Below are 21298 nucleotides of genomic sequence, written 5' to 3' on the forward strand. Positions count from 1 at the left end.
CTGAAGAGGATACCTCCATCATACTGGCTGAAGGGCCAGCCCTCTTTGTTTAAGCAGATATTCCAGTGCCTGCCTGAACGATAGAAAAGCTTTTACCTGATTAGACAAATCAAGTTTGACAATCTCTTTCACCACATCAGGGGCAAAACCGACAAACATCGTTTCCGTTCCCATCAACGCCAGTGCCCCCACTAATTGATCCAGCAGTGTGAGCATATTGCTTTCCTTCGTAAAGGTAATGCCGGAGAAATCCATAATCAATACTTCCGCATGCAGATCTGTACATTTTTGCAGTACCGTCGATTGCATCGACTCCATTCTCCAATCATCAATGCGCCCGATCAATGGTAAGAGCAGCACATCCTTTAAAACGGTCTGAACAATCGGAGTGGCCAATTCTTCCATGACTTCCTGGTTTTCTTTTATTTTCTGCAAAGAATCGTTTGCCACTTTTGCCATTTCTTTATAATGATTCACATAACTTATGCTCACACAGTGTATGAATTGATCCAGTATTGCATCAATTATCAAGCTTGCCTTTAGCAAAATTTCAATGGAGTAGTAGCGGTTGCTTACTTCTTCTTCAATGAAACTCCAGAAAAGGTTACGCACCAGCTGAGCTTCCTCAATATTTTTATTTAAAGGGATTCCCATGTCCACGACGCGCTTTCCTATTTCCATACCCGTTATTTTCATACTTTCCATCGCTTGTGCCTTACCGTGAATCAAGGCATCTGCATGAATTTGAATTAGTTGCGACCTTACCTCTTTACTGGTTTCAAAATCATAGAGTGGGCCCTCTTCTTCAAACAACTCGATATGCTCCACTAAGATATATTTGAATTTTTCGATTTTTTCACCGATCATTCTTAATTCTTCCATGTAGACCTCCCACACAGGGCTTTTATCACATTTTATCAAATAGTTAATGGTAAAGGATATAAAATCCTTCTATTACCAATATGATAATAGACGTTTACCCTTCTCTTAATAAGGGTATTATGATATATGACTTGGAGGGATTATCATGAAAAAGGATCAAAAAGACTTTGAATCTGAAAACATGAGCGATTTAGTCGAACTAATAAACAGTAAAAATAACAGCCGCAGAATCCTTGATGTACTACGGCGTAATAAAAAGGATAAAAATAAAAACAAAGATAAAAAGTGAAAAAGCCCATTCCAATATGGTCTGGGTTTTTAAATGGGATAAAATAAAAGAGCTGAGTTTGTTTTTTGAGCAAACTCAGCTCTTCCTGCCACTATCTTTTTCTTCGAATTTCCTTCACATGGTTTCCTTCCGTGGTAATATAAACTGTTTCATCGATTTTGTATGTTAAATAACGGTCACAATCGATTTCCAACGTTTTCCCATTGTTGAATTTCATTGCGCAATTGGATCCCTCTTTGGTTTCCGTTACATCAATGACTTCGTTCGTCTTAAAACCGACTGCCTTGCCATCGGAGAAATGTGGATAGTATTTTTCAACAATCTCCACCTTTTCCAATCGGCCCGGACTTGTTAAGTATACAACGAATAATATAATTAAAACGGCTATTAACCCAATGAGAATTACTGCTTTTCGTTTCACTCTATCTATTACCCTCTTCTCTTATCAATCTTTTATTCAATATCATTTTTCACTGGATTATATTCAGGATTCCGGAAAATCATGATAGAAAAGAACATTTTATTTAACGATTTTCACTTTATCAACCATCATGACACAAACGGCAGCAAGGATGATTAGGATGGATACAGCAGAGATGACCCCTCCCCAACCGAACTTCATCAGGAATAAACCTCCTGATGCTCCCACTACACTTGACCCCGCATAGTAAAACAGGAGATATAAAGCGGATGCTTGTGCCTTTTCACTTTTATCAGCTAACGATCCGACCCAGGTGCTCGCAATTGAATGAGCTCCAAAAAAGCCAAATGTAAACAGGGCAAGCCCGATTATCTTCAACAAAAGTGGATCCAATAAGGTTAAAAGGGCCCCAAGCAGCATGATTGCGATTCCGGAAAGAAGAACAAACCTCCGACTATATTGATCGGCAAGCTTCCCCATCCATGTAGAACTAAATGTCCCCACTAGATAAATAATGAAAATGAAGCCGATCAATGTCTGTGATAAATGATATGGCGGTCCCATTAATGGTATACCCACAAAGTTATAAACGGTAACGAACGAGCCCATTAATAGGAAGGCCATCCCGAATAAAAGTACTAGTCTGCTATTCCATAAGTTATTAATAAGGGAGGTTTTAATTCTCGACAATGATACTTTTTTACGGACAGCATGCTGCGAATGTGGAAGCATCAACCAAAAAGCCAGACTGATGATCAAACTTAAAGCCCCAAGGCTGCCAATCGCTATGTTCCATGAGAAATGGTCGGTCAGCACTCCGACAATCAGCCTGCCTGCCAATCCGCCGATACTCGAACCACTCACATAGATTCCCATCACGTAGCCCAGGCTTTTCGGATCGAATTCTTCATTGATATAGGCCATCGCAATTGCCGGGAAACCTGCAAGCACCGCTCCTTGAATCGCCCGTATTGCAATAAGGATGTATAGGTCATCCTGGATGAAGCTGACGCATATGGATAACAACGCAGACAGAGTGAGCGCTGTCCCCATTATTTTTTTCCTATCGATATTTTCTGAGAAAAAGGAAACAAGCAATAAACAGATGGCAAGCGTTCCTGTTGCGAAAGATAATGTAAGACTTGCCATTGCAGGAGAGACCCCGAATTGCTTTGCGAAAACCGGAATGACCGGCTGAGTACTATACAGATCCGCAAACGTTACAAAGCTACCAAGAAATAAAGCCAAGATTGTTTTCCTGAATGATTTGCCAGCAGGCTCGATATAATTCACTTTTGTTCAGACCCTTCACTATTAAACTTTCCCCCTATGTTAATACGAACTTCCTGAGTTGTCTATTTCGCCACTTATGGCCAAACGGAAAAGTAAGTTCCAGCAATTCACAAAAAACCCTTCACTGTATGCAGTGAAGGGTTTTTCATTAATATGAACGTTTATCATCCCGCTCACTTTTTTTAAGCAGCCAGTACACAGGCATACCTATAAAGAGGATGATCACCGAGTACAGGGCATTTAAAGGTGTTTGGATTAATGTGCTTACAACAATATATATTGCACCAGCAATGGCTACAATGGGGATTAATGGGTAAAACGGGACTTTATATGTTTTTGCATCGGGATCTTTCTTGCGTAAGATGAAGACCGCGAAGAAGGCTAATCCATAAAAACAGAAGACAGAGAATACGGCCATATTGGTAAGTTTGTCAGGGTCTGCTACAACCATCATTATGATGGCAATGATCACTTGTAATATCGTAGCATTTATGGGCGTTTTAAACTTGGGCGATATTTTCCCGATTTGTTTATGGCCAGGCATCATTTTATCAGTCGCCATCGCCAAGGTTATGCGCGGAAAGGTCAGAAGCTTTCCGTTCAAACATCCGAAGATTGAAATCGCTATTCCGATTGATATCAATTTCCCGCCCAATTCACCAAATAGAAGCGTTGCCGCAACATTCGCTGCATTCGTACCATGAGCGATGACTCCCTCTGCTCCCAAAACATGAAGCATGGCAAGGTTCACAGCCAAGTATGCGACCATGACCACGACTAATCCTGTTATGATAGCTCTCGGCAACGTTTTCTGTGGATTTTTCATTTCCCCTGCCATGAAGCCGACATTCATCCAGCCATCATACGCCCAGAGAGTAGCCAAAATCGCACCAGCCATACTGATTTTCATTGAACTTTCACTACTGATATTGAATACAGGCATATCACCTTGTGCGATACCGAACACCGCTATGAATATGATCGGGATCAATTTAGCAACGGTCGATAATGTTTGTATTATACCGCCGTATTTTGTCCCCAGCAGATTCATGCCTGCTATAAATACGATTGTAAGAATGCCTATTGCCAAAGTGTAATCTGAAGCGATATTAAATATTCCTGCGACTAATAACCCGAAGTATAAACTGAGTGCGCCCATGACTGCAGGTCCATATACCAATGTCTGAACCCAGCCGCATAGGAATCCCCATGCTTTTCCGTACACTTCTTCCATATAGACATATAAGCCGCCAGTTTTAGGAATCCGAGTACTCACTTCCGCAATCGTCAATCCGCTTGCAAGGGTAATCAGGCCACCTATCAGCCAAGCTAATAAGGCCATGGTTGAATTACCACTTAACTCAAGCACGTCACCAGGTCTCATGAAAATACCAGAACCGATAACTGTACCAACTACAATAGATGTTCCAATCCAAAAGCCAATCGTTTTTTTCAATTGGTCATTCCCCATGATGTCCTCCCTAGGTGTACACATGTACTTGTTTTATACTAAAATTATATCATATAAATTATATGGAAATAACTTATTCAATAATTTGAATAGTCCAATAAGGTTCCGGACACGTTGGTATTACTGTGCTTGGCTAGCTTTATTACAATTATATTTTTTTTACTAATTATGTCTGGAACCGCAACAAAAACCGAATATTCTCTGTAGAAAAAACGTTTTATAGAAATTTAACTCGATAATAACGAATTAAATACCACAAAACGCAAGTATCATTCGTTATATATACAGTCTGAGATACCAGGTTTTTTCTCGGACACAAAAAAAACCACTCCGAATCAACGGGGTGGTTCCACTCCTCTTTCAAGCTTCAATTCGTATTACCAAATAATGAATAAAAGCACAACCGCCAAGACAATCCGGTAGATGGCAAAAGGAGTCAATTTAACTTTATTGATTAAAATCAAGAAAAAGCGGATACAGAATAACGCAAAGATGAATGCGCTTATGAAACCTGCGATAATGAATGGCATAACTTCAGGTGTGAAGTAATCCCAATATTTAACTATCTTTAAAAGACTGGCACCCGCCATGATCGGCACCGCCATGATGAACGTGAAATCGGAAGCAGCCCGATAGCTCATCCCTAATAGTACACCACCGGAAATCGTTGAACCTGAACGTGAGAATCCCGGCCACAGTGCCAAACATTGAATTAACCCTACACCAAAAGCTTGTTTATAAGTGATTTGGTCAACCGTTTCTGTAGTCAGCTTTGGACGGAATTTATCAGCCGCAATCATTAAAAATGCGCCCAAGATTAATCCAACGATAACCGTCTTCATGGTAAATAAATTTTCATCGATATAATCTTCGAACAATAGACCTAATACAGTAGCTGGTAACAATCCGACGATGATCTGCAAGAGGTTAAGCTTTTGGCCCTTCACAGCAGATGGGTCTTTCATTTTCCTTAAACCAAGCAAGTCCATGAATCGCCCCCAGAAGAGCACGACTACAGCGAGTATCGAACCAAGCTGGATAACCACCTTGAACACATTGGCTATTTCACTACCGAAAAGTTCATTCGATTTCAGCCATAAATCATCAACGATAATCATGTGCCCTGTAGACGATACAGGAGCAAATTCAGTTAATCCTTCAACAAGACCAAGGACAACAGCAACAAAAATTTCCCACATATTCATTTTTTTCACCTCATAATTCGAACACCTGTTATGGAAATACCATATGTATTTTACTCGTTGTTTAAAATATTGTCTATTAAACATTGCTGAAACAATTTAGGGATACATGTATGATAGGGTTCAAGATAAAGTTTAAAGGGGAAGTGATGAATTTGCAAAACATATTGATTTTCGCCCATAGAGGATCCAAAGGGACGCATCCTGAAAATACCATGGCTGCATTTCAAGAGGCGGCAGAAATCGGTGCCGAGGGGATCGAGTTCGATGTCCACCTCAGTTCTGATGGGGAATTGGTCATCATCCATGACGAAACACTTGATCGAACGACCAACCTTACTGGTTATGTAAAAGATCATTCGTCACAGGAGCTGAAGACGGCTGATGCCGGGGGCAAATTCTCCAAGGAATTCCTTGGGGAGCGGATTCCTTTTTTAATAGAAGTTTTCGACTGGGCCAGGGATAATGCTTTATTGATGAATATCGAAATCAAAACGGATAAACTCGCTTACGAAGGGATCGAACAGAAGATCATTGATTTAATTCATCAATACCGAATGGAAAATCGGGTGATCCTATCTTCCTTCAACCATCAATCAATTGAAAAAGTGAAGATGCTTGCCCCAGAACTTGAACGTGCATTATTGTTCGAAGGGCTTCCTGAAAACTTCGAAGAAATCTTACGTGATAAAAAAGAAGCCGGTTTTCATCCTGATAAAAATAGCCTGACTCAAGCAATGAGTGATAAAGCGAAAAAACTTGGATACAAAATCCGCCCTTGGGTCGCCAATGATGAAGCGGACATCGTCAAGCTCGCAGAGATGGATGTCGACGTTATCATGACCGATTTCCCTGAAAAGGCAATCAAGATTTTAAAGGCTTGGCAGTCACATGGCTGAATAATGCGAAAGAGAAGGAGCGATGCCCCTTCTCTTTCAAATCCATATTTATTCAGTTATTAACGAGAAAAGTTTGATCCGCCTAATTGTTGTTCAGCCATTTGAACTAAACGTTTTGTGATTTCCCCACCAACAGATCCGTTAGCGCGAGAAGTAGTGTCTGCACCTAAGTTTACACCAAATTCACTAGCGATTTCATTCTTCATTTGTTCTAGGGCTTGCTCTGCACCAGCTACTACTAGTTGATTGCTGTTATTGTTGTTTGCCATGTGTTTTCACCTCCTACTAATATTAATTAGCATTTTTAGCTTAAATTATTATTGCCAATTTATTGAATTATTTTTCTTTACGATCCCTTCAATCCAAAGCTCTTTATCATGAATTCCTTTTTCTGTTCATAAACTGTTAGGAAACTTTCAGTAGGAGGGAAAAGATTTGCAAATACATGTGGTTAGGCCAGGCCAGACGTTATATGGCATCGCCCAGACGTACAGCGTAACTGTTGATAGGCTCGTGGAAACAAATAAGATTCCTAACCCAACTAATCTTGTTACTGGGCAGGCCCTTGTCATTCCAATTGTCGGCAGCTATTATTTCGTTCAACCCGGTGATAGTCTTTATTCCATTTCCCAAAAGGTTGATGTCCCTTTTCAAGAATTGGCAAAAATAAATGGCATTTCCGAAAATCAAAACTTATCCGTTGGATACCGGCTCTATATTCCAGCACGTAAGAAAAGGACCGCCGAATTCAATGGGTATGTCGAGCCGAGGGGTACGACGGTTGCACCGGCCCTTGAAACGGCTGCAAGGGAAGCTGGGCCCTATTTAACCTATTTGGCCCCATTCAGCTTCCAGGCGCTTCGTGACGGCTCCTTAAAAGAGCCATTGCTCAATGAATTCCCTGCCATCGCCAGGGAAAATAAAAATGTCTTGATGATGGTGATCACGAATCAGGAAAAAGACCAATTCAGCGATGAGCTCGGGCAAATCATCTTGACGAACACTTCCGTTCAAAATAAGTTCCTGAACAATATCGTTTCAACTGCAAAGAAATATGGATTCCGGGATATCCACTTTGACTTTGAGTTTTTAAGGCCGTCTGATAAAGAAGCTTATAATCAATTTCTCCGAAAAGCCAAGGAACGTTTCAAGAAAGAAGGATGGTTCATTTCTACGGCACTTGCCCCCAAAACAAGTGCGGAACAAAAAGGCCGTTGGTATGAGGCTCATGACTATAAAGCACATGGCGAAATCGTCGACTTCGTTATCATCATGACTTATGAATGGGGGTATAGCGGGGGACCGGCAATGGCTGTATCGCCAATTGGATCTGTTCGGGATGTGCTCGAATATGCCGTCACTGAAATTCCTGCCAACAAAATCCTGATGGGGCAAAATCTATATGGCTATGATTGGACCCTGCCTTTTGTACAGGGATCCACTGCCAAGGCTGTTAGTCCGCAGCAGGCCATCCAGATTGCAGCTGCCAATAATGTTGCCATCGAGTATGATGAAACCGCACAGGCCCCGCACTTCAATTATACGGATATTGAGGATAAGCAGCATGAGGTGTGGTTTGAAGATGCCAGATCCATTCAGGCAAAATTCGATTTAATCAAGGAATTGAATCTAAGGGGGATGAGTTATTGGAAGCTCGGCCTAGCCTTCCCTCAAAACTGGCTGCTCATCAGTGATAACTTCAACGTACGCAGAAGGGTCTAAGAACAGATTGAGCCTATTTATCAAACTTTTGGAATACCGAAACGCAACCTGACATATAATCCATCATCGAGCATGAAGTCCAGTTCAGGATACGTGACTCAGCCATAAAAGCCTTCCGACGTTCTGGAAGGCTTTTATCATTTCCCTGTTATCCGAGTTGCACTTTTTTAGATAATCTACGAAATTCATGATTCAAAGTTTGTTTGACTGCCTTATGAGCAAAGCCTTTTTTGACCATACTAAAAGGAACAGCTTAAGGGGTGTGAAAAACATGATTAGATTCGGTACATACATTAGCACCGTTCCTAGAATTCCGCGTTTCATCAGATTGCTTTCTACCATCGCATTATTTTTACTCTCTTTCGGGGTATTGATCCACCTTGTGGAGCCGAAAAGATTCCCTACTTTACTCGATGGCATCTGGTGGGCAATCGTGACTATGTCAACGGTAGGTTACGGAGATTACACGCCTGTGACCAATCTTGGTAAAGTCATTGGGATCACCCTCATTTTGTCAGGTGCCGGCCTGATCACCTCTTATTTTGCATACATTGCTAAAATGTCCATTTCCAATGAACAGCAATTTCTAACAGGAAAGAAAGTATTCAGCGGCGGTGGCCATATTATCATTGTGGGCTGGAATGGCCGTTCCAGGAGAATCATCCAAAACATTCATAATAGAACTCATCATCAACCTATTGTCCTTATAGATGATACGCTGCAAAAGCACCCGCTACCAAGAACGAATATCCACTTTATCCAAGGAAAAGCTACATTGGATTCCGTTTTGCAAAAAGCTAATATAAAACAGGCCATACGCGTCCTTATCACCGCTGACCTCAAGCAAGACGAGCTGCATACGGATATGTTCTCGATATTAACGTTACTGGCCGTCAAAGGCTTGAATCCGCATTTGTATTGTCTAGTGGAAATATTGACGCAAGAACAAAAGGAAAATGCTTTGCGGGCAGGAGCGGATGGTATTGTCGAAACGAATAAATTTGCAAGTGATTATATGCAGGATTGCTTATCGAGAGGGATCATTGTGGAAGCTGAAGAGCAAAATGAATGGGATGGATTGAACATCAAACAACTGGCCATCCAGAGTGACTGGGCGGAATTGACGTTTAAACAGTTGAGCGCCAAGCTATTTGATCAAGACATTCTATTGGTGGGCATCATATCAGGAGGCGAGACATTCATCAAGCCCCCTGCAAATGTAATCATACATCGCAATGACACTCTAATCATCATTGAAGATTAATGTAATAAAAGCTTTTCCAAATCATGGACAAGCGATTTTCCATAAGAGATATAGTTTTCCGGAAATTCGGCATCCGGATTTTCCGGCTCAGCAAACTGATTGAAGGAAGCGGTGAGGTTTCCGATATTTCCTTCACCGTCAACACCGTCCTCGTATTTATGAGATAACAAAAACGGTTGTAAAAGTTCGACCATTACCCCATCCTGATCGAGTGAACCATCAACCGCCCTGAAAGGGACACGCAAAAACTGGTACCCATCACTGTTATCCATTTTATAATCAAACGACCCATTGTCATAGTCCCAGCCTCCACCTATCACATATCCTTCCGGCTTTAACTTCGTCTCCAGGTCGAACAAACCGAATGTTTTCCCTTCCAACTCAGAAGAAATTTTAATCATAGTAAAAAACCTCTTTCGCCATTTTTCTATTAGCTTAACCAAAAGGCCTTTAAAAAAACCCCTGGAATGACTCGATTGTACCCTCGGTTCAGGATAAAGAAGATTGGCTTTCTCTCTGATCCCCAAGGTATCCTTACGCTCTTTTATAAAGTTTATTTCAGCTTCAGAGCTTCATTAATTGCAATTGCTGGATCTGCATTTCTAGATTGCCGCACTTCCTGTTGCAGCTGCTGGATTTTCTCCCGCTTTGCTTAAAGCCTTTTCATCTTTGAAGAACCGGAATTTGCGGAACCTGTGTAATTGGAATTCATCATTGATGAATTGTGCACACATGAACCCAAATTCTTCGGTTTTTTAATGCAAGCATTCGAATATGTTAATTTAACTTTAGAGTTCAATAAAAAAGCATGAAGCTGGATGTTATTCCTGCTTCATGCTTTTTTTATTATAAGCGCTGTTCTAGCTCCGCTTTTTTCTTTTCATAACCTGGCTTGCCTAAAAGCGCAAACATGTTCACCTTATATGCTTCCACTCCAGGCTGATCAAATGGATTGACACCTAGTAAGTAACCGCTCATTGCACAAGCTTTCTCGAAGAAATATACAAGGTAGCCAAATGTATAAGCATCAAGCTTAGGAACCGTTACGATCAGGTTGGGAACGCCACCGTCCGTATGTGCTAAAAGAGTGCCCTCAAATGCTTTATTATTTACGAATTGCACCGTTTCACCTGAAAGGTAATTCAGGCCATCCAAGTCATTGTCCGCTTCTTCAATTAAAATTTCATGACGGGCCTTTTCCACTTTGATGACTGTTTCAAAAAGATCACGCCGCCCTTCCTGAACATATTGCCCTAATGAATGCAGGTCAGTCGAAAAGTTAGCGGATGAAGGGAAAATCCCCTTTTGATCCTTTCCTTCACTCTCTCCAAATAATTGTTTCCACCACTCAGAGAAGTATTGAAGTCCAGGCTCATAGTTTATCAGCATTTCAATGGTTTTCCCTTTATTGTAAAGGATATTTCGAACCGCTGCATATTGGTATGCCTCATTATCAGCTAGCTCGGAAGAACTGTAGTCCAACCTTGCACGCTCGGCTCCCTCCATGATTTGATCGATATCTGCCCCGCTGACCGCAATCGGAAGCAACCCAACTGCCGTTAAGACAGAGTAACGTCCGCCAACATCATCAGGAATGACGAAAGTTTGGAAACCCTCCTCCGTTGCTACCGTTTTTAATGCGCCCTTTTCTTTGTCAGTGGTCGCATAAATTCGGCTTTTAGCTTCTTCAACACCATATTTTTGTTCCAGCAGTTTCCTGAATATCCTGAAGGCCAGTGCTGGTTCAGTGGTCGTACCGGATTTAGAGATAACATTGATCGAGAAATCCCTGTTTTCCAACAGGTCCATTACGTCCTGCATATATGTAGAGCTTATATTATTACCTACAAATAAAATTTGCGGTGTTTTTCTTTTGTCCGTCGGCAAAATGTTATAAAAACTATGTTGAAGCATTTCAACTGCCGCGCGCGCTCCCAGGTATGATCCACCGATTCCGATAACCAGTAACACATCTGAATCTTTTTTTATTTTTTCCGCTGCTTTTTTGATCCTCGAGAACTCTTCTTTATCATAATTGGCGGGTAAATCAAGCCAGCCAAGATATTCATTGCCTGCCCCTGTCTGTTCATGCAGAGAATGGTGGGCCACTTTTACAGCATCCTGTAAATAGGTAATTTCATGCTCCCCGAAAAACGGCAGGGCTTTTGAATAATCGAAACGAATATGGGCCATTCAAATTCCTCCTTGATTTTTAGTTTCCCTATCACTTTATCTGATGTAATTCTCATAATCAAGATATCGGTCAAGTAAATAACGAATTATACGTTCAAAGTAATCTCCCACCTGACAAGGCGGGAGAATGAACATTTCACTTGAATTATAATGAAGCCCGTAAAATGGCAAGGACATCTTCACGGTTCAGGATTTTGAATCGCCCAAATCCCCCTCTGCTCATCGCTTTATCAGCCATGACTTCCAATTGTGAGTCATCGATGCCATAATCCGAAAGATTGGTCGGCGCACCTAAGCTGCTCCAAAACGACCTTAGTCTTTCAATGCCCTCAAGGGCCGCTTCCTCATCCGTTTTACCTTCCGGATCAACATGGAACACACGGACTGCAACCTGTTTAAAGCGTGCAACATTTTCATGGAGCACATGTTTCATCCAATTTGGAAATAAGATGGCCAATCCTCCGGCATGCGGGATGTCATAAACAGCTGAAACGGCATGTTCAATGTTATGCGTTGCCCAATCCCCACTGTAGCCAACCCCAAGCGAACCATTCAAGGCAATATTTCCTGCATATAGGATAGTGGCCCTGTGTTCATAATCCTCCAGGTTTTCCAATAGTTTAGGCGCCGTTTCAATCACTGTCAGTAACAGCGATTCACAAAAACGGTCTTGAAGAGGTGCATGCGTTTCCGGATGGAAGTACGTTTCGAACACATGTGACATCATATCGACCATTCCGTATACAGTCTGATCTTTCGGTACCGAAAAAGTATTTTCTGGATCCAAAATGGAGAATTGGGGAAATACCAATGGACTTCCCCATCCATATTTCTCTTTCGTTTCCCAGTTTGTAATGACTGAGCCGGAATTTGCCTCGGAGCCGGTTGCAGCTAAAGTCAGTATCGTTCCAAACGGAAGGGCCTCTTCTACTGATGCCTCCTTAATGACTAGATCCCATGGATCCCCCTCATATTTAGCACCGGCAGCAATGGCCTTTGTCGCGTCAATGACACTGCCGCCTCCAACAGCAAGCACAAAGTCGATACCATGTTCTTTACAAAGTTCCACACCTTTCCGGACTGTTGAGATGCGCGGATTCGGTTCAACTCCGGAAAGTTCGTGCACCTCTGCATCGATCTCTTTCAAGGCATTGATCACTTTTTCATATAAGCCATTTTTCTTTATGCTTCCTCCACCGTATACAAGTAAAACCTTATCACCATATGCAGGGATTTCCGTTTTTAAACTTCCAAGCTGATCTTTCCCGAAAATTATTTTAGTAGGGTTTTTATAAGTGAAATTCTCCAAAAGATTTCTCTCCTTAATGCCACATCGGCCTCTAGAAAATTGCCCACTTGGCCAATGGCAGTTTTTTTCTTTTCTTCATTATGACCAATATTCCATATAAATACAAAGCATCCGTCCGAACTTCTGTAAGGATGTATATTTACATGATGAAAAAGCATGATAAGTAAAGAACTAATTTTTTCAAAAAAAGGAGGCTGTACAATGAGTGGAATTCAAAGAATTGCACTTGTTCTTACAATAATCGGGGCAATCAACTGGGGATTAATAGGGTTTTTCCAATTTGACTTGGTCGCTTCGATTTTCGGAGGGCAAGATGCTGGAATGGCCCGTATCATTTATGGATTGGTTGGAATTGCCGGCCTAATTAACCTTGGTCTTCTCTTTAAACCAAGTCCTGAAATTGCCAGTGAACCAGAAACCAAACCGAATCGTTGAAAGGGATTTTGTTTATATTCTATAAAAATAAAGCCGGACCATGGATAAAAAACATGACCCGGCTTTATTTAATTCATTTTCATGAAATCATGAAAATGACAAAAAAAACCGACTGATCGATTGATCTGTCGGTTCACAAAATTATTTTTTGATTAAGTCTTCGCGTTGAGATTGTTCAATCCACTCTTGAAGTTTGTCTTTCAATGTGTTGAAACCTTCAGTAGATTCGATGTGAGATGTTGCTTTAACAGATGCTTGGCGTTTTTTTGGAGCTTTTTTCGGAGCTTCAGTACGCTCAGGAGCTTCTTCTGTTGCGCGGATCGATAAGCCGATTTTTCCAGCAGCTGAATCGATTGAAAGCACTTTAACTTTTACTTCATCGTTCACTTTTAAATGTTCGTTGATATCTTTAACGAATCCGTGAGTAATTTCAGAAATATGAACTAAACCTTGAGTTGATTCATCTAAAGCAACAAAAGCACCGTATGGTTGAATACCAGTTACTTTACCAGTAACTACCGCACCAATTTCGAATTTTTCAGACATGGTAACACTCCTATTTTATATATATTTTTTCGTCTTTTCACGCAATAAAAAATTATATCACATAATTGGAAAATAATCAAAGTTAAGTATACCATACTTTTTTGAATTTTACTCATTAAAAATGTTTGTTTTTTGGAAATAATAAATATTATAAGAACGTTATTTATAATTTATCCTAAAAATTTGCAAATAACCTCCATTCCCTTAATATATTTACTCATTTTTCTAAAGATTGTAATATTAAAACACTACCCATTTCCTCATAATCATAGTAAGATGAAAAAATGTTTTAAAGAAATTATTGTTTACAGCTAGATAATCTTTACATCTAAAGGAGTTTTTCCATCATGTCAAAACAAGAACAATGGACTTCAAAACTTGGGTTTATCCTGGCAGCCGCGGGATCCGCTATTGGATTAGGCGCCATCTGGAAGCTCCCATATATGACTGGTGAAAATGGTGGAGGGGTCTTTTTCCTGCTCTTCATTTTGTTCACACTGCTTATCGGTTCCCCCATATTAATAGCGGAATTCACAATTGGCCGCAATGCACAGAAAGATGCCATTAGCGCATATAAATATATCGCCCCAGGAAAACCTTGGGTTTTGATCGGATATGGCGGTGTCGTCGCTTCCATCATTCTGCTTTCCTTCTTTAGTGTCGTTGGCGGCTGGATCATCTCCTATTTAGCAAGAAGTTTAACCGGTTCCCTTTCAAACTTAACCCAGACTGAGTATGGAAACTTCTTCAATACGATAATCAGCAATCCTTATGAAACGGTCATCGCTCAATTATTATTCATGGTTTTAACCATTTGGGTCGTGCAAGGTGGCGTATCCAAAGGAATTGAAAAAGCGAATAAATATATGATGCCTTCATTGTTCATTCTTTTCATTATTCTCCTCATCCGTTCCTTGACTCTGGACGGAGCAATGGAGGGTGTAAAATTCTTCTTGAAGCCGGACTTTTCCGCTTTAACAGGGGAAACGATCCTATTAGCTCTTGGCCAATCCTTCTTTGCACTTAGTGTTGGTGTTTCAGTGATGGTAACCTATGCATCCTATTTAAGTAAAAAAGAAGATATAACTAAATCGGCCTTCTCGGTGGTTGGACTGAATATCTTCATTTCCTTGTTAGCAGGTTTAGTCATTTTCCCAGCTGTTTTCGCACTGGGCTTCAGCCCTTCTAGCGGTCCTGGACTAGTATTCGTCGTGTTGCCTGCCGTATTCAATGAAATGGCGCTTGGCGGGATCTTCATGGCCATTTTCTTCATATTATTATTATTCGCCACACTTACAACGGCCTTCTCCATTCTCGAAATCGTCGTTGCAGCCATGATCAAAGGTGATACCGCAAAGCGGAAGAAGGCTTCTTGGATAGCTGGTAGCGTCGTTTTCTTGATTGGAATTCCAAGCGCATTATCATTTGGGGTGCTTTCAGATGTGAAGATTTTCAATTTATCCATATTCGATTTGGCTGATTATCTGACAAGCAACATCGCACTGCCAGTCGGCGCCTTGTTCATATCCCTTTTCATCGGCTATCAAATGAAAAGGATCGAGGTCCAAAAAGAGTTCGAAACTGGCGCAGATTCCGGTCGGTCACTTTTTAAACTTTGGTACTTCCTGATTCGCTACATTGTGCCGATCATGATCATACTCGTATTTCTTAACTCAATTAATCTCATTTAGTAATCCAAAATGCCGTTTCGATATTTCTCGAGGCGGCATTTTTTTTTCACAAAACCTACATATTCATTTGATTTCCTTTAGTTATAATATGGTAAAATCATTACATAAAGAAAATATTTCCTGAAAAAGGAGTGCCTGACTATGTCAAATATCGCGAAGAAAATCCGGCAATATCGAGAAGATCATAACCTCACTCAACAGGAACTGGCTTTGAAATTACGAATCGGCACCAAAAAGATTGAAAAGTATGAAACTGGTGAATCGATTCCTGATACTCAAACCATTTTACGGCTTTCGACCGTTCTTGACATTCCAGCTTCAGAGTTCTTGAAGGACGCCCAAACCGGAAACGCTTCTGGTGTTGACGAGGACATAAAAAAGCTGATTGAAGAAATCGGATCCAAAAAGGCTGAGCTCATCCTAAGAACAGCTAAAGACTTTAGCGAAGAACAAATTCTGAATGTTATGCATACTTTATATAATACACAAGCTAATTGAAAAAAATGGTCGTAGTATGTGTATTTTTTTTCAGAGTGCTGGATATACTATGATTAACACTTTCTATGTTAATCCATTAGATTAACTCTTTTTCTAATTCCCCCTATGGAAAGGGATCCGGCTGCTTATAACGGCCGGATCCCTATTTTTTTTGCTTTTATTGGCTATGGTTCTTCATGAAACGTTCCATCCTTCTAAGCGCTTCTTGAAGTTGTTCCATGGAGGATGCATAGGAACAGCGGATATGACCTTCACCGCTTTCCCCGAACACATCTCCCGGTACAACGGCTACAAGTTCTTCCGTCAGAAGTTTTTCAGCAAATTCCAACGAAGTCATCCCTGTTTTCTCAATGGAAGGAAAAGCATAAAATGCCCCGCCAGGATTGTGACAATCCAGACCCATATCGTTAAATGAATTCACGATATAATTTCGTCTTCTCCGATAACTCCGACGCATTTCTTCTACATCCTGCATTCCGTGCCTTAAAGCTTCCAATGCAGCATGTTGAGCAACGGTCGGCGCACACATCATCGCATATTGATGAAGCTTAAGCATCGCTTCAGAAATTTCCTTAGGTGCACAAACGAACCCAAGACGCCATCCGGTCATTGCAAAGCCTTTCGAAAACCCATTGATGACAATTGTCCGCTCAAGCATGCCGTCAATGGCAGCAAAAGAGGTGAATTTCTCATCATAAGCAAGTTCAGCATAGATTTCATCGGAAATGACAAGCAAGTCATGCTTTTTAATGATATCAGCAAGCATCACTAATTCTTCCTGTCCAAGCTGGGTGCCAGTTGGATTATTCGGTGAACAGATTAAAACCGCCTTCGTTTTAGGCGTGATTGCCGCTTCGAGTTGCCCGGGAGTCAACTTAAAGTCATCATCCTTTGAAGTTTGGACCGTGACCGGTATTCCCCCTGCCATGGTCACAAGCGGTGCATAGGCGACGAAACAAGGTTCCACTACAATGACTTCTTCCCCTGGATTCAAGATGGTCCTCAGGGCAATATCGAGAGCCTGGCTTGCTCCGACCGTGACAATGATTTGATCCTCTGGTCTATATGAAACATGGAACTGCTTCTCCATATACCAGCTGATTTCCGACCTTAATTCAAATAATCCTGCATTAGCCGTATAAGAGGTATACCCTTCCTCCAAGGAGTTGATCGCAGCTTCCCTCACTGCCCAAGATGTAACGAAATCCGGTTCACCCACACCAAGTGAGATGACCCCTTCCAAATTGGCTGCCAGGTCGAAAAAGCGGCGGATGCCTGATGGTTTAAGCTCTGCAATCGTTCTTGAAACATAACTCGTTTTAATCATGGTGACACCACTATCCGCTTATCTTCATCAGTTTGGTCAAAAATTGTGCCATCGTGCTTGTATTTTTTCATAATGAAGTGAGTCGTCGTAGAAATGACGGAATCCAGTGTCGAAAGTTTTTCTGAAACAAAGTTTGCCACTTCGTTCATAGAACGCCCTTCGACAATGACTGATAAATCATAAGCCCCCGACATTAAATAAACGGACTCGACTTCTTTGAATTTGTAAATCCTTTTTGCTACCTCATCGAAACCGACACCGCGTTTCGGAGTGACTTTTACATCAATCATCGCTGTGACACCATGGTATTCATCCACTTTCGCCCAGTTAATGACTGTTAAATAACGGACAATAACCCGCATATCTTCTAATTTCTTCAATGTTATTTCAATGCCCGCTTCTGATAGATTGGTCATTTTAGCCAAATCCTTCAGATCAATCCGGCTGTTATTTTCAATGATTCTCAAGACTTCCAATTCCTCTTCATTCAAGTGCATTGGAAAACCCCCCTTTTGGAATTCACTAATTTAGATGTGATGGTTTGGCTGGCAGATAGTCTCACGAATTACCTTATTAGACTTTTTTAGAATCCTATATGACAATATAAATTAATAAGTCCTATTCTGTCAGGATAAACTTATACTATTATATCAAAATTGGTTGGCGACCTGTTATAGTAATTGTCTTTTTTCATCGTTATTATTACAATTACTGTTATGCAACAGTATTTAAGGACCTTTTTTGGGATATTCAGGTGAACACACACTTGTATCTATGACTAATACCGGAGGAGAAAGGGATTTATATGGAAATTCATACAATCAAAGGCATTGAACGGGTAGGAAATATAGAAATCTATTTTGAATATGACCATATGGATGATTCCTTCCCCACACTTGTACTGCTTCACGGATTTTTGTCATCCAGCTTCAGTTTCCGTAAATTGGTGCCCTATTTGATCAAGGAATTCAATGTGATCTCAATAGACCTTCCCCCATTTGGGCAAAGCGGTAAGGATTATCGATATACATATTCATTCGGGAACATTGCTAAATCCGTTGTTCTGTTCTTGGGGGGGAAAAACATCAGGAAATTCAGTATTATCGGCCATTCCATGGGCGGGCAGATTTCCCTGCAGCTCATAAAATCACATCCTGATCTTGTCGACCATGCCATCCTCCTTGCCGGATCAGGCTATCAGCCCGGCTATTCGGAAAAAATGAAGATGGTCAGTTACCTGCCTTTCTTTTCATTCGGGATAAAACGGTATTTACAAAAGTCCGGGATCGAAAAGAACTTGAAAAATGTCGTTCATGACCCGACCATGATTGACGATGAAATGCGACAGGGCTATCTAGGGCCATTCATAAAGAAGCATGATATTTTCCGTGCATTGGGGAGGATGCTCCGAGATAAGGAAATCGATTTGTTGAAGGAAGACCTTAGTGATATCCATACGCCTTGCCTGCTTATATGGGGAAGGCATGATAGAGTGGTACCGTTGGATATTGGCCAAAGGCTCCATGATGACCTGCCTAATTCCGAGCTTGTTGTCATTGAGGATACCGGGCACCTTCTTCCAGAGGAGAAACCGGAAGAGGTTTATCAATTAATTAAGGAATTTCTTGGTGTAGCCTCCCCAACTTAAAAAAACAAAACTCACGAGTAAACAGTAAATTCACGAGTAAACAGCGCAAACTCACGAATAAACAGCCCAAACTCACGAGTAAACAGCCCAAACTCACGAGTAAACAGCATAAATTCACGAGTAAACAGCATAAATTCACGAGTAAACAGCGCAAACTCACGAGTAAACAGCGCAAACTCACGAATAAACAGCCCAAACTCACGAGTAAACAGCTCAAACTCACGAGTAAACAGCGCAAATTCGCGAGTAAACAGCCCAAACTCACGAGTAAACAGCGCAAATTCGCGAGTAAACAGCCCAAACTCACGAGTAAACAGCGCAAACTCACGAATAAACAGCTCAAACTATGAGTAAAGAGAGAAAACTATGAGTAAAGAGCAAAAAAACAACGTAAAAAAGGTGACCCTTATTTCTGGGTACACCCTTTTTCACCTTTAGATCGAACAGCTGGCATCATTTTTTATGATGAGCAGTTTCTGTGCAACTTCTAGGCATTTTTCCATCTTAACGGTTTCATCGAAAGCGAACTCGTAAATGGACTTTATTTTTTCCGCCAGTTCCTGCGGGCTATCTATATCCCGGATTGCTACGACCGTATCCGCAATTTCCGGTTCATATAGATCCCATCCTATCTGGAAAGGGTCCCATTCTTGCAAAACGGCAACCAACGCTAAATTCATTTGCTGTGTATCCATAATTCATCACCTGCTCAATAGGTTTTCAAAGAACATGTTATCATAGTATCATAACAACAGGCTTTTCACGAAGACGACAAATTTTTATTCGGCGGTGGACATTTTGAACAAGTCAATTTTTGAAGAACACATTAACAGAGAAAATTCAGGATCCGTAAAATGGGATAAAAACTCGCTCAAATCATTGTATGGGCGCGAAGATGTTCTGCCAATGTGGGTTGCCGATATGGACTTCCCATCTCCTGTGGGCATTCAAAAAGCGTTAATAGAACGCTTGAATCATCCAATTTTCGGTTATACCGTCCCTTCCGAAGCGGTTTTCACCGAAATTCAACGCTGGCTTAGAGACCGGCACTCCTGGCAAATCGATAAAGAGTGGATTTCATTTAGCTCTGGCGTCGTTTCTGCAATTGGTACAACAATCCAAGCTTTCACAGACCCGGGCGATAAAATATTATTACAATCACCCGTCTACACACCATTTTTTGATATGATCAAAAATAATGACCGGGAAGTGGTCAATAGTCCCCTTATCATAGAAGAAGATCGCTTTCAGATTGATTTCGCTGATTTTGAGGACAAGCTGAAAAGCGGAGTGAAGCTTTTCCTTTTTTGCAGTCCACATAACCCTGGCGGACGCGTTTGGACAAAAGAAGAACTCCTCCGAATCGGAGAGCTCTGTGAAAAATATGATGTAGTCATCGTCAGTGATGAGATTCATGCTGATTTATTCCATACAACATCCAGACATTATCCGATAGGCTCGCTTTCAGAGAAGTTAGCCGACATAACCGTCACGTTAATGGCGCCAAGTAAAACATTCAATATTGCCGGCCTTCAGGCTTCATTCCTGGTCACCAGTAATGAAAAATTACAAAATAAATTGCAAAAGGCACAAACGAAATTGGCATTTCATGGCCTTAACATCCTCGCTTTAACAGCGATGGAAGCTGCGTATCGAGAGGGCTTAAACTGGCTGGAAGACATGATTGGCTACATTGAGGAGAATATAAAAGTGGCTGAGGAATTCATCGCTGCTGAAATCCCTTCTTTGCATGTCATGCATCCGGATGCTTCTTACCTTCTATGGATTGACTGCCGTGATCTTGGATTGAATGACAAGGAAATTAAGGAACGGCTTATCCATCAAGGGAAGCTCGCATTGGAGCCTGGTTCAAAATATGGACCTGGCGGAGAAGGTTTCGTCCGAATGAATCTAGGTTGCTCACGCAGCATGATGATGGAAGGTCTAAACCGTTTAAAATTGGCTTTTTCATAAAAAAAGAACCAGGTTGCACATAACCCTGTCAAGTAGACAATAAAAAAAGAGTATTTCAAGCTGCGGCCTTTTCTCGATATTCAATCGGGGAAAGGCCGTTAAATTTTTCCTGGAAGCGATCCGTATTGTAGAAGTCTATATACTCCTGAATAGCTACATAAGCTTCCTCTGCTGTTTTTGGACATACCAAATATAACTTCTCTGTTTTTAAATGCGAGAAGAAACTTTCTATAC

The 21298-nt window shown here is 41.1% G+C and carries 23 protein-coding genes; 9 read left to right on the forward strand and 14 right to left on the reverse strand.

Annotated elements, in window-relative coordinates; translation table 11 throughout:
- Positions 1–18 precede the first annotated feature (18 nt).
- Positions 19–882: an STAS domain-containing protein gene (locus AC1DVK_RS13230; protein WP_410863581.1), complete on the reverse strand. Its 864-nt coding sequence runs from the start codon at positions 880–882 to the stop codon at positions 19–21.
- A 145-nt stretch (positions 883–1027) separates the two neighbouring features.
- Between AC1DVK_RS13230 and AC1DVK_RS13235 the strand changes: the two genes are divergently transcribed.
- Positions 1028–1171, forward strand: a complete 144-nt coding sequence (locus tag AC1DVK_RS13235) for a hypothetical protein (protein WP_176431797.1) — start codon at positions 1028–1030, stop codon at positions 1169–1171.
- Between the two features lie 91 nt (positions 1172–1262).
- Here AC1DVK_RS13235 and AC1DVK_RS13240 read toward each other — a convergent pair whose 3' ends face one another.
- The 4 genes from AC1DVK_RS13240 to AC1DVK_RS13255 all read right to left on the reverse strand — a co-directional run bounded on the left by AC1DVK_RS13240 (position 1263) and on the right by AC1DVK_RS13255 (position 5561).
- The gene (locus AC1DVK_RS13240) at positions 1263–1592 is read right to left on the reverse strand and encodes a hypothetical protein (RefSeq protein WP_410863583.1); all 330 of its coding nucleotides are present in this window, start codon (positions 1590–1592) and stop codon (positions 1263–1265) included.
- A gap of 99 nt (positions 1593–1691) precedes the next feature.
- Positions 1692–2885, reverse strand: a complete 1194-nt coding sequence (locus tag AC1DVK_RS13245; RefSeq protein WP_477626654.1) for an MFS transporter — start codon at positions 2883–2885, stop codon at positions 1692–1694.
- A gap of 148 nt (positions 2886–3033) precedes the next feature.
- The gene (locus tag AC1DVK_RS13250) at positions 3034–4356 is read right to left on the reverse strand and encodes an APC family permease (RefSeq protein ID WP_089361838.1); all 1323 of its coding nucleotides are present in this window, start codon (positions 4354–4356) and stop codon (positions 3034–3036) included.
- Between the two features lie 377 nt (positions 4357–4733).
- A complete protein-coding gene (locus AC1DVK_RS13255; protein WP_089361839.1) occupies positions 4734–5561 on the reverse strand; it encodes an undecaprenyl-diphosphate phosphatase in 828 nt (275 codons plus the stop codon).
- Positions 5562–5707: 146 nt separating this feature from the next.
- On the opposite strand from AC1DVK_RS13255, the gene AC1DVK_RS13260 reads away from it, so the two are divergent.
- A complete protein-coding gene (locus AC1DVK_RS13260) occupies positions 5708–6457 on the forward strand; it encodes a glycerophosphodiester phosphodiesterase (protein ID WP_176431798.1) in 750 nt (249 codons plus the stop codon).
- 59 nt (positions 6458–6516) lie between these two features.
- Here AC1DVK_RS13260 and AC1DVK_RS13265 read toward each other — a convergent pair whose 3' ends face one another.
- Entirely contained in the window at positions 6517–6726 is a 210-nt protein-coding gene (locus AC1DVK_RS13265) for an alpha/beta-type small acid-soluble spore protein (protein WP_061465414.1), read from the reverse strand.
- 166 nt (positions 6727–6892) lie between these two features.
- Between AC1DVK_RS13265 and AC1DVK_RS13270 the strand changes: the two genes are divergently transcribed.
- Positions 6893–8179 (forward strand): glycoside hydrolase family 18 protein, encoded by a 1287-nt coding sequence (locus tag AC1DVK_RS13270; RefSeq protein WP_477626655.1) that lies wholly within the window; start codon positions 6893–6895, stop codon positions 8177–8179.
- Positions 8180–8450: 271 nt separating this feature from the next.
- Positions 8451–9443 (forward strand): potassium channel family protein, encoded by a 993-nt coding sequence (locus AC1DVK_RS13275; RefSeq protein ID WP_477626656.1) that lies wholly within the window; start codon positions 8451–8453, stop codon positions 9441–9443.
- Here the strand turns inward: AC1DVK_RS13275 and AC1DVK_RS13280 are convergent.
- From AC1DVK_RS13280 to AC1DVK_RS13290, 3 genes are all read right to left on the reverse strand, one after another.
- Positions 9440–9844 carry a YugN-like family protein gene (locus tag AC1DVK_RS13280; RefSeq protein ID WP_089361843.1) on the reverse strand — a complete coding sequence of 135 codons (405 nt, stop codon included), beginning with the start codon at positions 9842–9844 and terminating at the stop codon, positions 9440–9442. The two genes, AC1DVK_RS13275 and AC1DVK_RS13280, sit on opposite strands and share 4 nt — an antisense overlap.
- Positions 9845–10289: 445 nt before the next feature.
- Positions 10290–11636, reverse strand: coding sequence for a glucose-6-phosphate isomerase (locus tag AC1DVK_RS13285; RefSeq protein WP_089361844.1), 1347 nt, complete (start codon positions 11634–11636; stop codon positions 10290–10292).
- A gap of 145 nt (positions 11637–11781) precedes the next feature.
- The gene (locus AC1DVK_RS13290; protein ID WP_089361845.1) at positions 11782–12945 is read right to left on the reverse strand and encodes an iron-containing alcohol dehydrogenase; all 1164 of its coding nucleotides are present in this window, start codon (positions 12943–12945) and stop codon (positions 11782–11784) included.
- Between the two features lie 201 nt (positions 12946–13146).
- Here AC1DVK_RS13290 and AC1DVK_RS13295 point away from each other — a divergent pair, with 201 nt between their 5' ends.
- A complete protein-coding gene (locus AC1DVK_RS13295) occupies positions 13147–13380 on the forward strand; it encodes a DUF378 domain-containing protein (RefSeq protein WP_089361846.1) in 234 nt (77 codons plus the stop codon).
- 141 nt (positions 13381–13521) lie between these two features.
- Here the strand turns inward: AC1DVK_RS13295 and yugI are convergent, their stop codons facing one another.
- A complete protein-coding gene (yugI, locus tag AC1DVK_RS13300) occupies positions 13522–13926 on the reverse strand; it encodes a S1 domain-containing post-transcriptional regulator GSP13 (protein ID WP_061465421.1) in 405 nt (134 codons plus the stop codon).
- 347 nt (positions 13927–14273) lie between these two features.
- On the opposite strand from yugI, the gene AC1DVK_RS13305 reads away from it, so the two are divergent.
- Together AC1DVK_RS13305 and AC1DVK_RS13310 are read left to right on the forward strand one after the other, a co-directional pair.
- On the forward strand, positions 14274–15617 hold the full coding sequence (locus AC1DVK_RS13305) for a sodium-dependent transporter (RefSeq protein WP_477626657.1): 1344 nt from the start codon (positions 14274–14276) through the stop codon (positions 15615–15617).
- A gap of 141 nt (positions 15618–15758) precedes the next feature.
- Positions 15759–16115 (forward strand): helix-turn-helix domain-containing protein, encoded by a 357-nt coding sequence (locus tag AC1DVK_RS13310; RefSeq protein WP_410863593.1) that lies wholly within the window; start codon positions 15759–15761, stop codon positions 16113–16115.
- 157 nt (positions 16116–16272) lie between these two features.
- On the opposite strand, the gene AC1DVK_RS13315 is transcribed toward AC1DVK_RS13310, so the two are convergent.
- Together AC1DVK_RS13315 and AC1DVK_RS13320 are read right to left on the reverse strand one after the other, a co-directional pair.
- The gene (locus tag AC1DVK_RS13315) at positions 16273–17442 is read right to left on the reverse strand and encodes an aminotransferase (protein WP_089361849.1); all 1170 of its coding nucleotides are present in this window, start codon (positions 17440–17442) and stop codon (positions 16273–16275) included.
- Positions 17439–17939, reverse strand: coding sequence for an Lrp/AsnC family transcriptional regulator (locus AC1DVK_RS13320; RefSeq protein WP_061465425.1), 501 nt, complete (start codon positions 17937–17939; stop codon positions 17439–17441). The genes AC1DVK_RS13315 and AC1DVK_RS13320 overlap by 4 nt, the downstream gene beginning before the upstream one ends.
- A gap of 308 nt (positions 17940–18247) precedes the next feature.
- Here AC1DVK_RS13320 and AC1DVK_RS13325 point away from each other — a divergent pair, with 308 nt between their 5' ends.
- On the forward strand, positions 18248–19090 hold the full coding sequence (locus AC1DVK_RS13325; RefSeq protein ID WP_477626658.1) for an alpha/beta fold hydrolase: 843 nt from the start codon (positions 18248–18250) through the stop codon (positions 19088–19090).
- A 434-nt stretch (positions 19091–19524) separates the two neighbouring features.
- On the opposite strand, the gene AC1DVK_RS13330 is transcribed toward AC1DVK_RS13325, so the two are convergent.
- Positions 19525–19785 (reverse strand): DUF1871 family protein, encoded by a 261-nt coding sequence (locus tag AC1DVK_RS13330; protein WP_089361851.1) that lies wholly within the window; start codon positions 19783–19785, stop codon positions 19525–19527.
- 94 nt (positions 19786–19879) lie between these two features.
- Here AC1DVK_RS13330 and AC1DVK_RS13335 point away from each other — a divergent pair, with 94 nt between their 5' ends.
- Positions 19880–21064: a MalY/PatB family protein gene (locus tag AC1DVK_RS13335; RefSeq protein WP_410863597.1), complete on the forward strand. Its 1185-nt coding sequence runs from the start codon at positions 19880–19882 to the stop codon at positions 21062–21064.
- Positions 21065–21119: 55 nt separating this feature from the next.
- On the opposite strand, the gene AC1DVK_RS13340 is transcribed toward AC1DVK_RS13335, so the two are convergent.
- Positions 21120–21298: IS3 family transposase (locus AC1DVK_RS13340; RefSeq protein WP_477626661.1), on the reverse strand; the 179-nt coding region annotated here is incomplete at its 5' end.

The sequence above is a fragment of the Peribacillus sp. P4_B1 genome, from assembly GCF_056402395.1.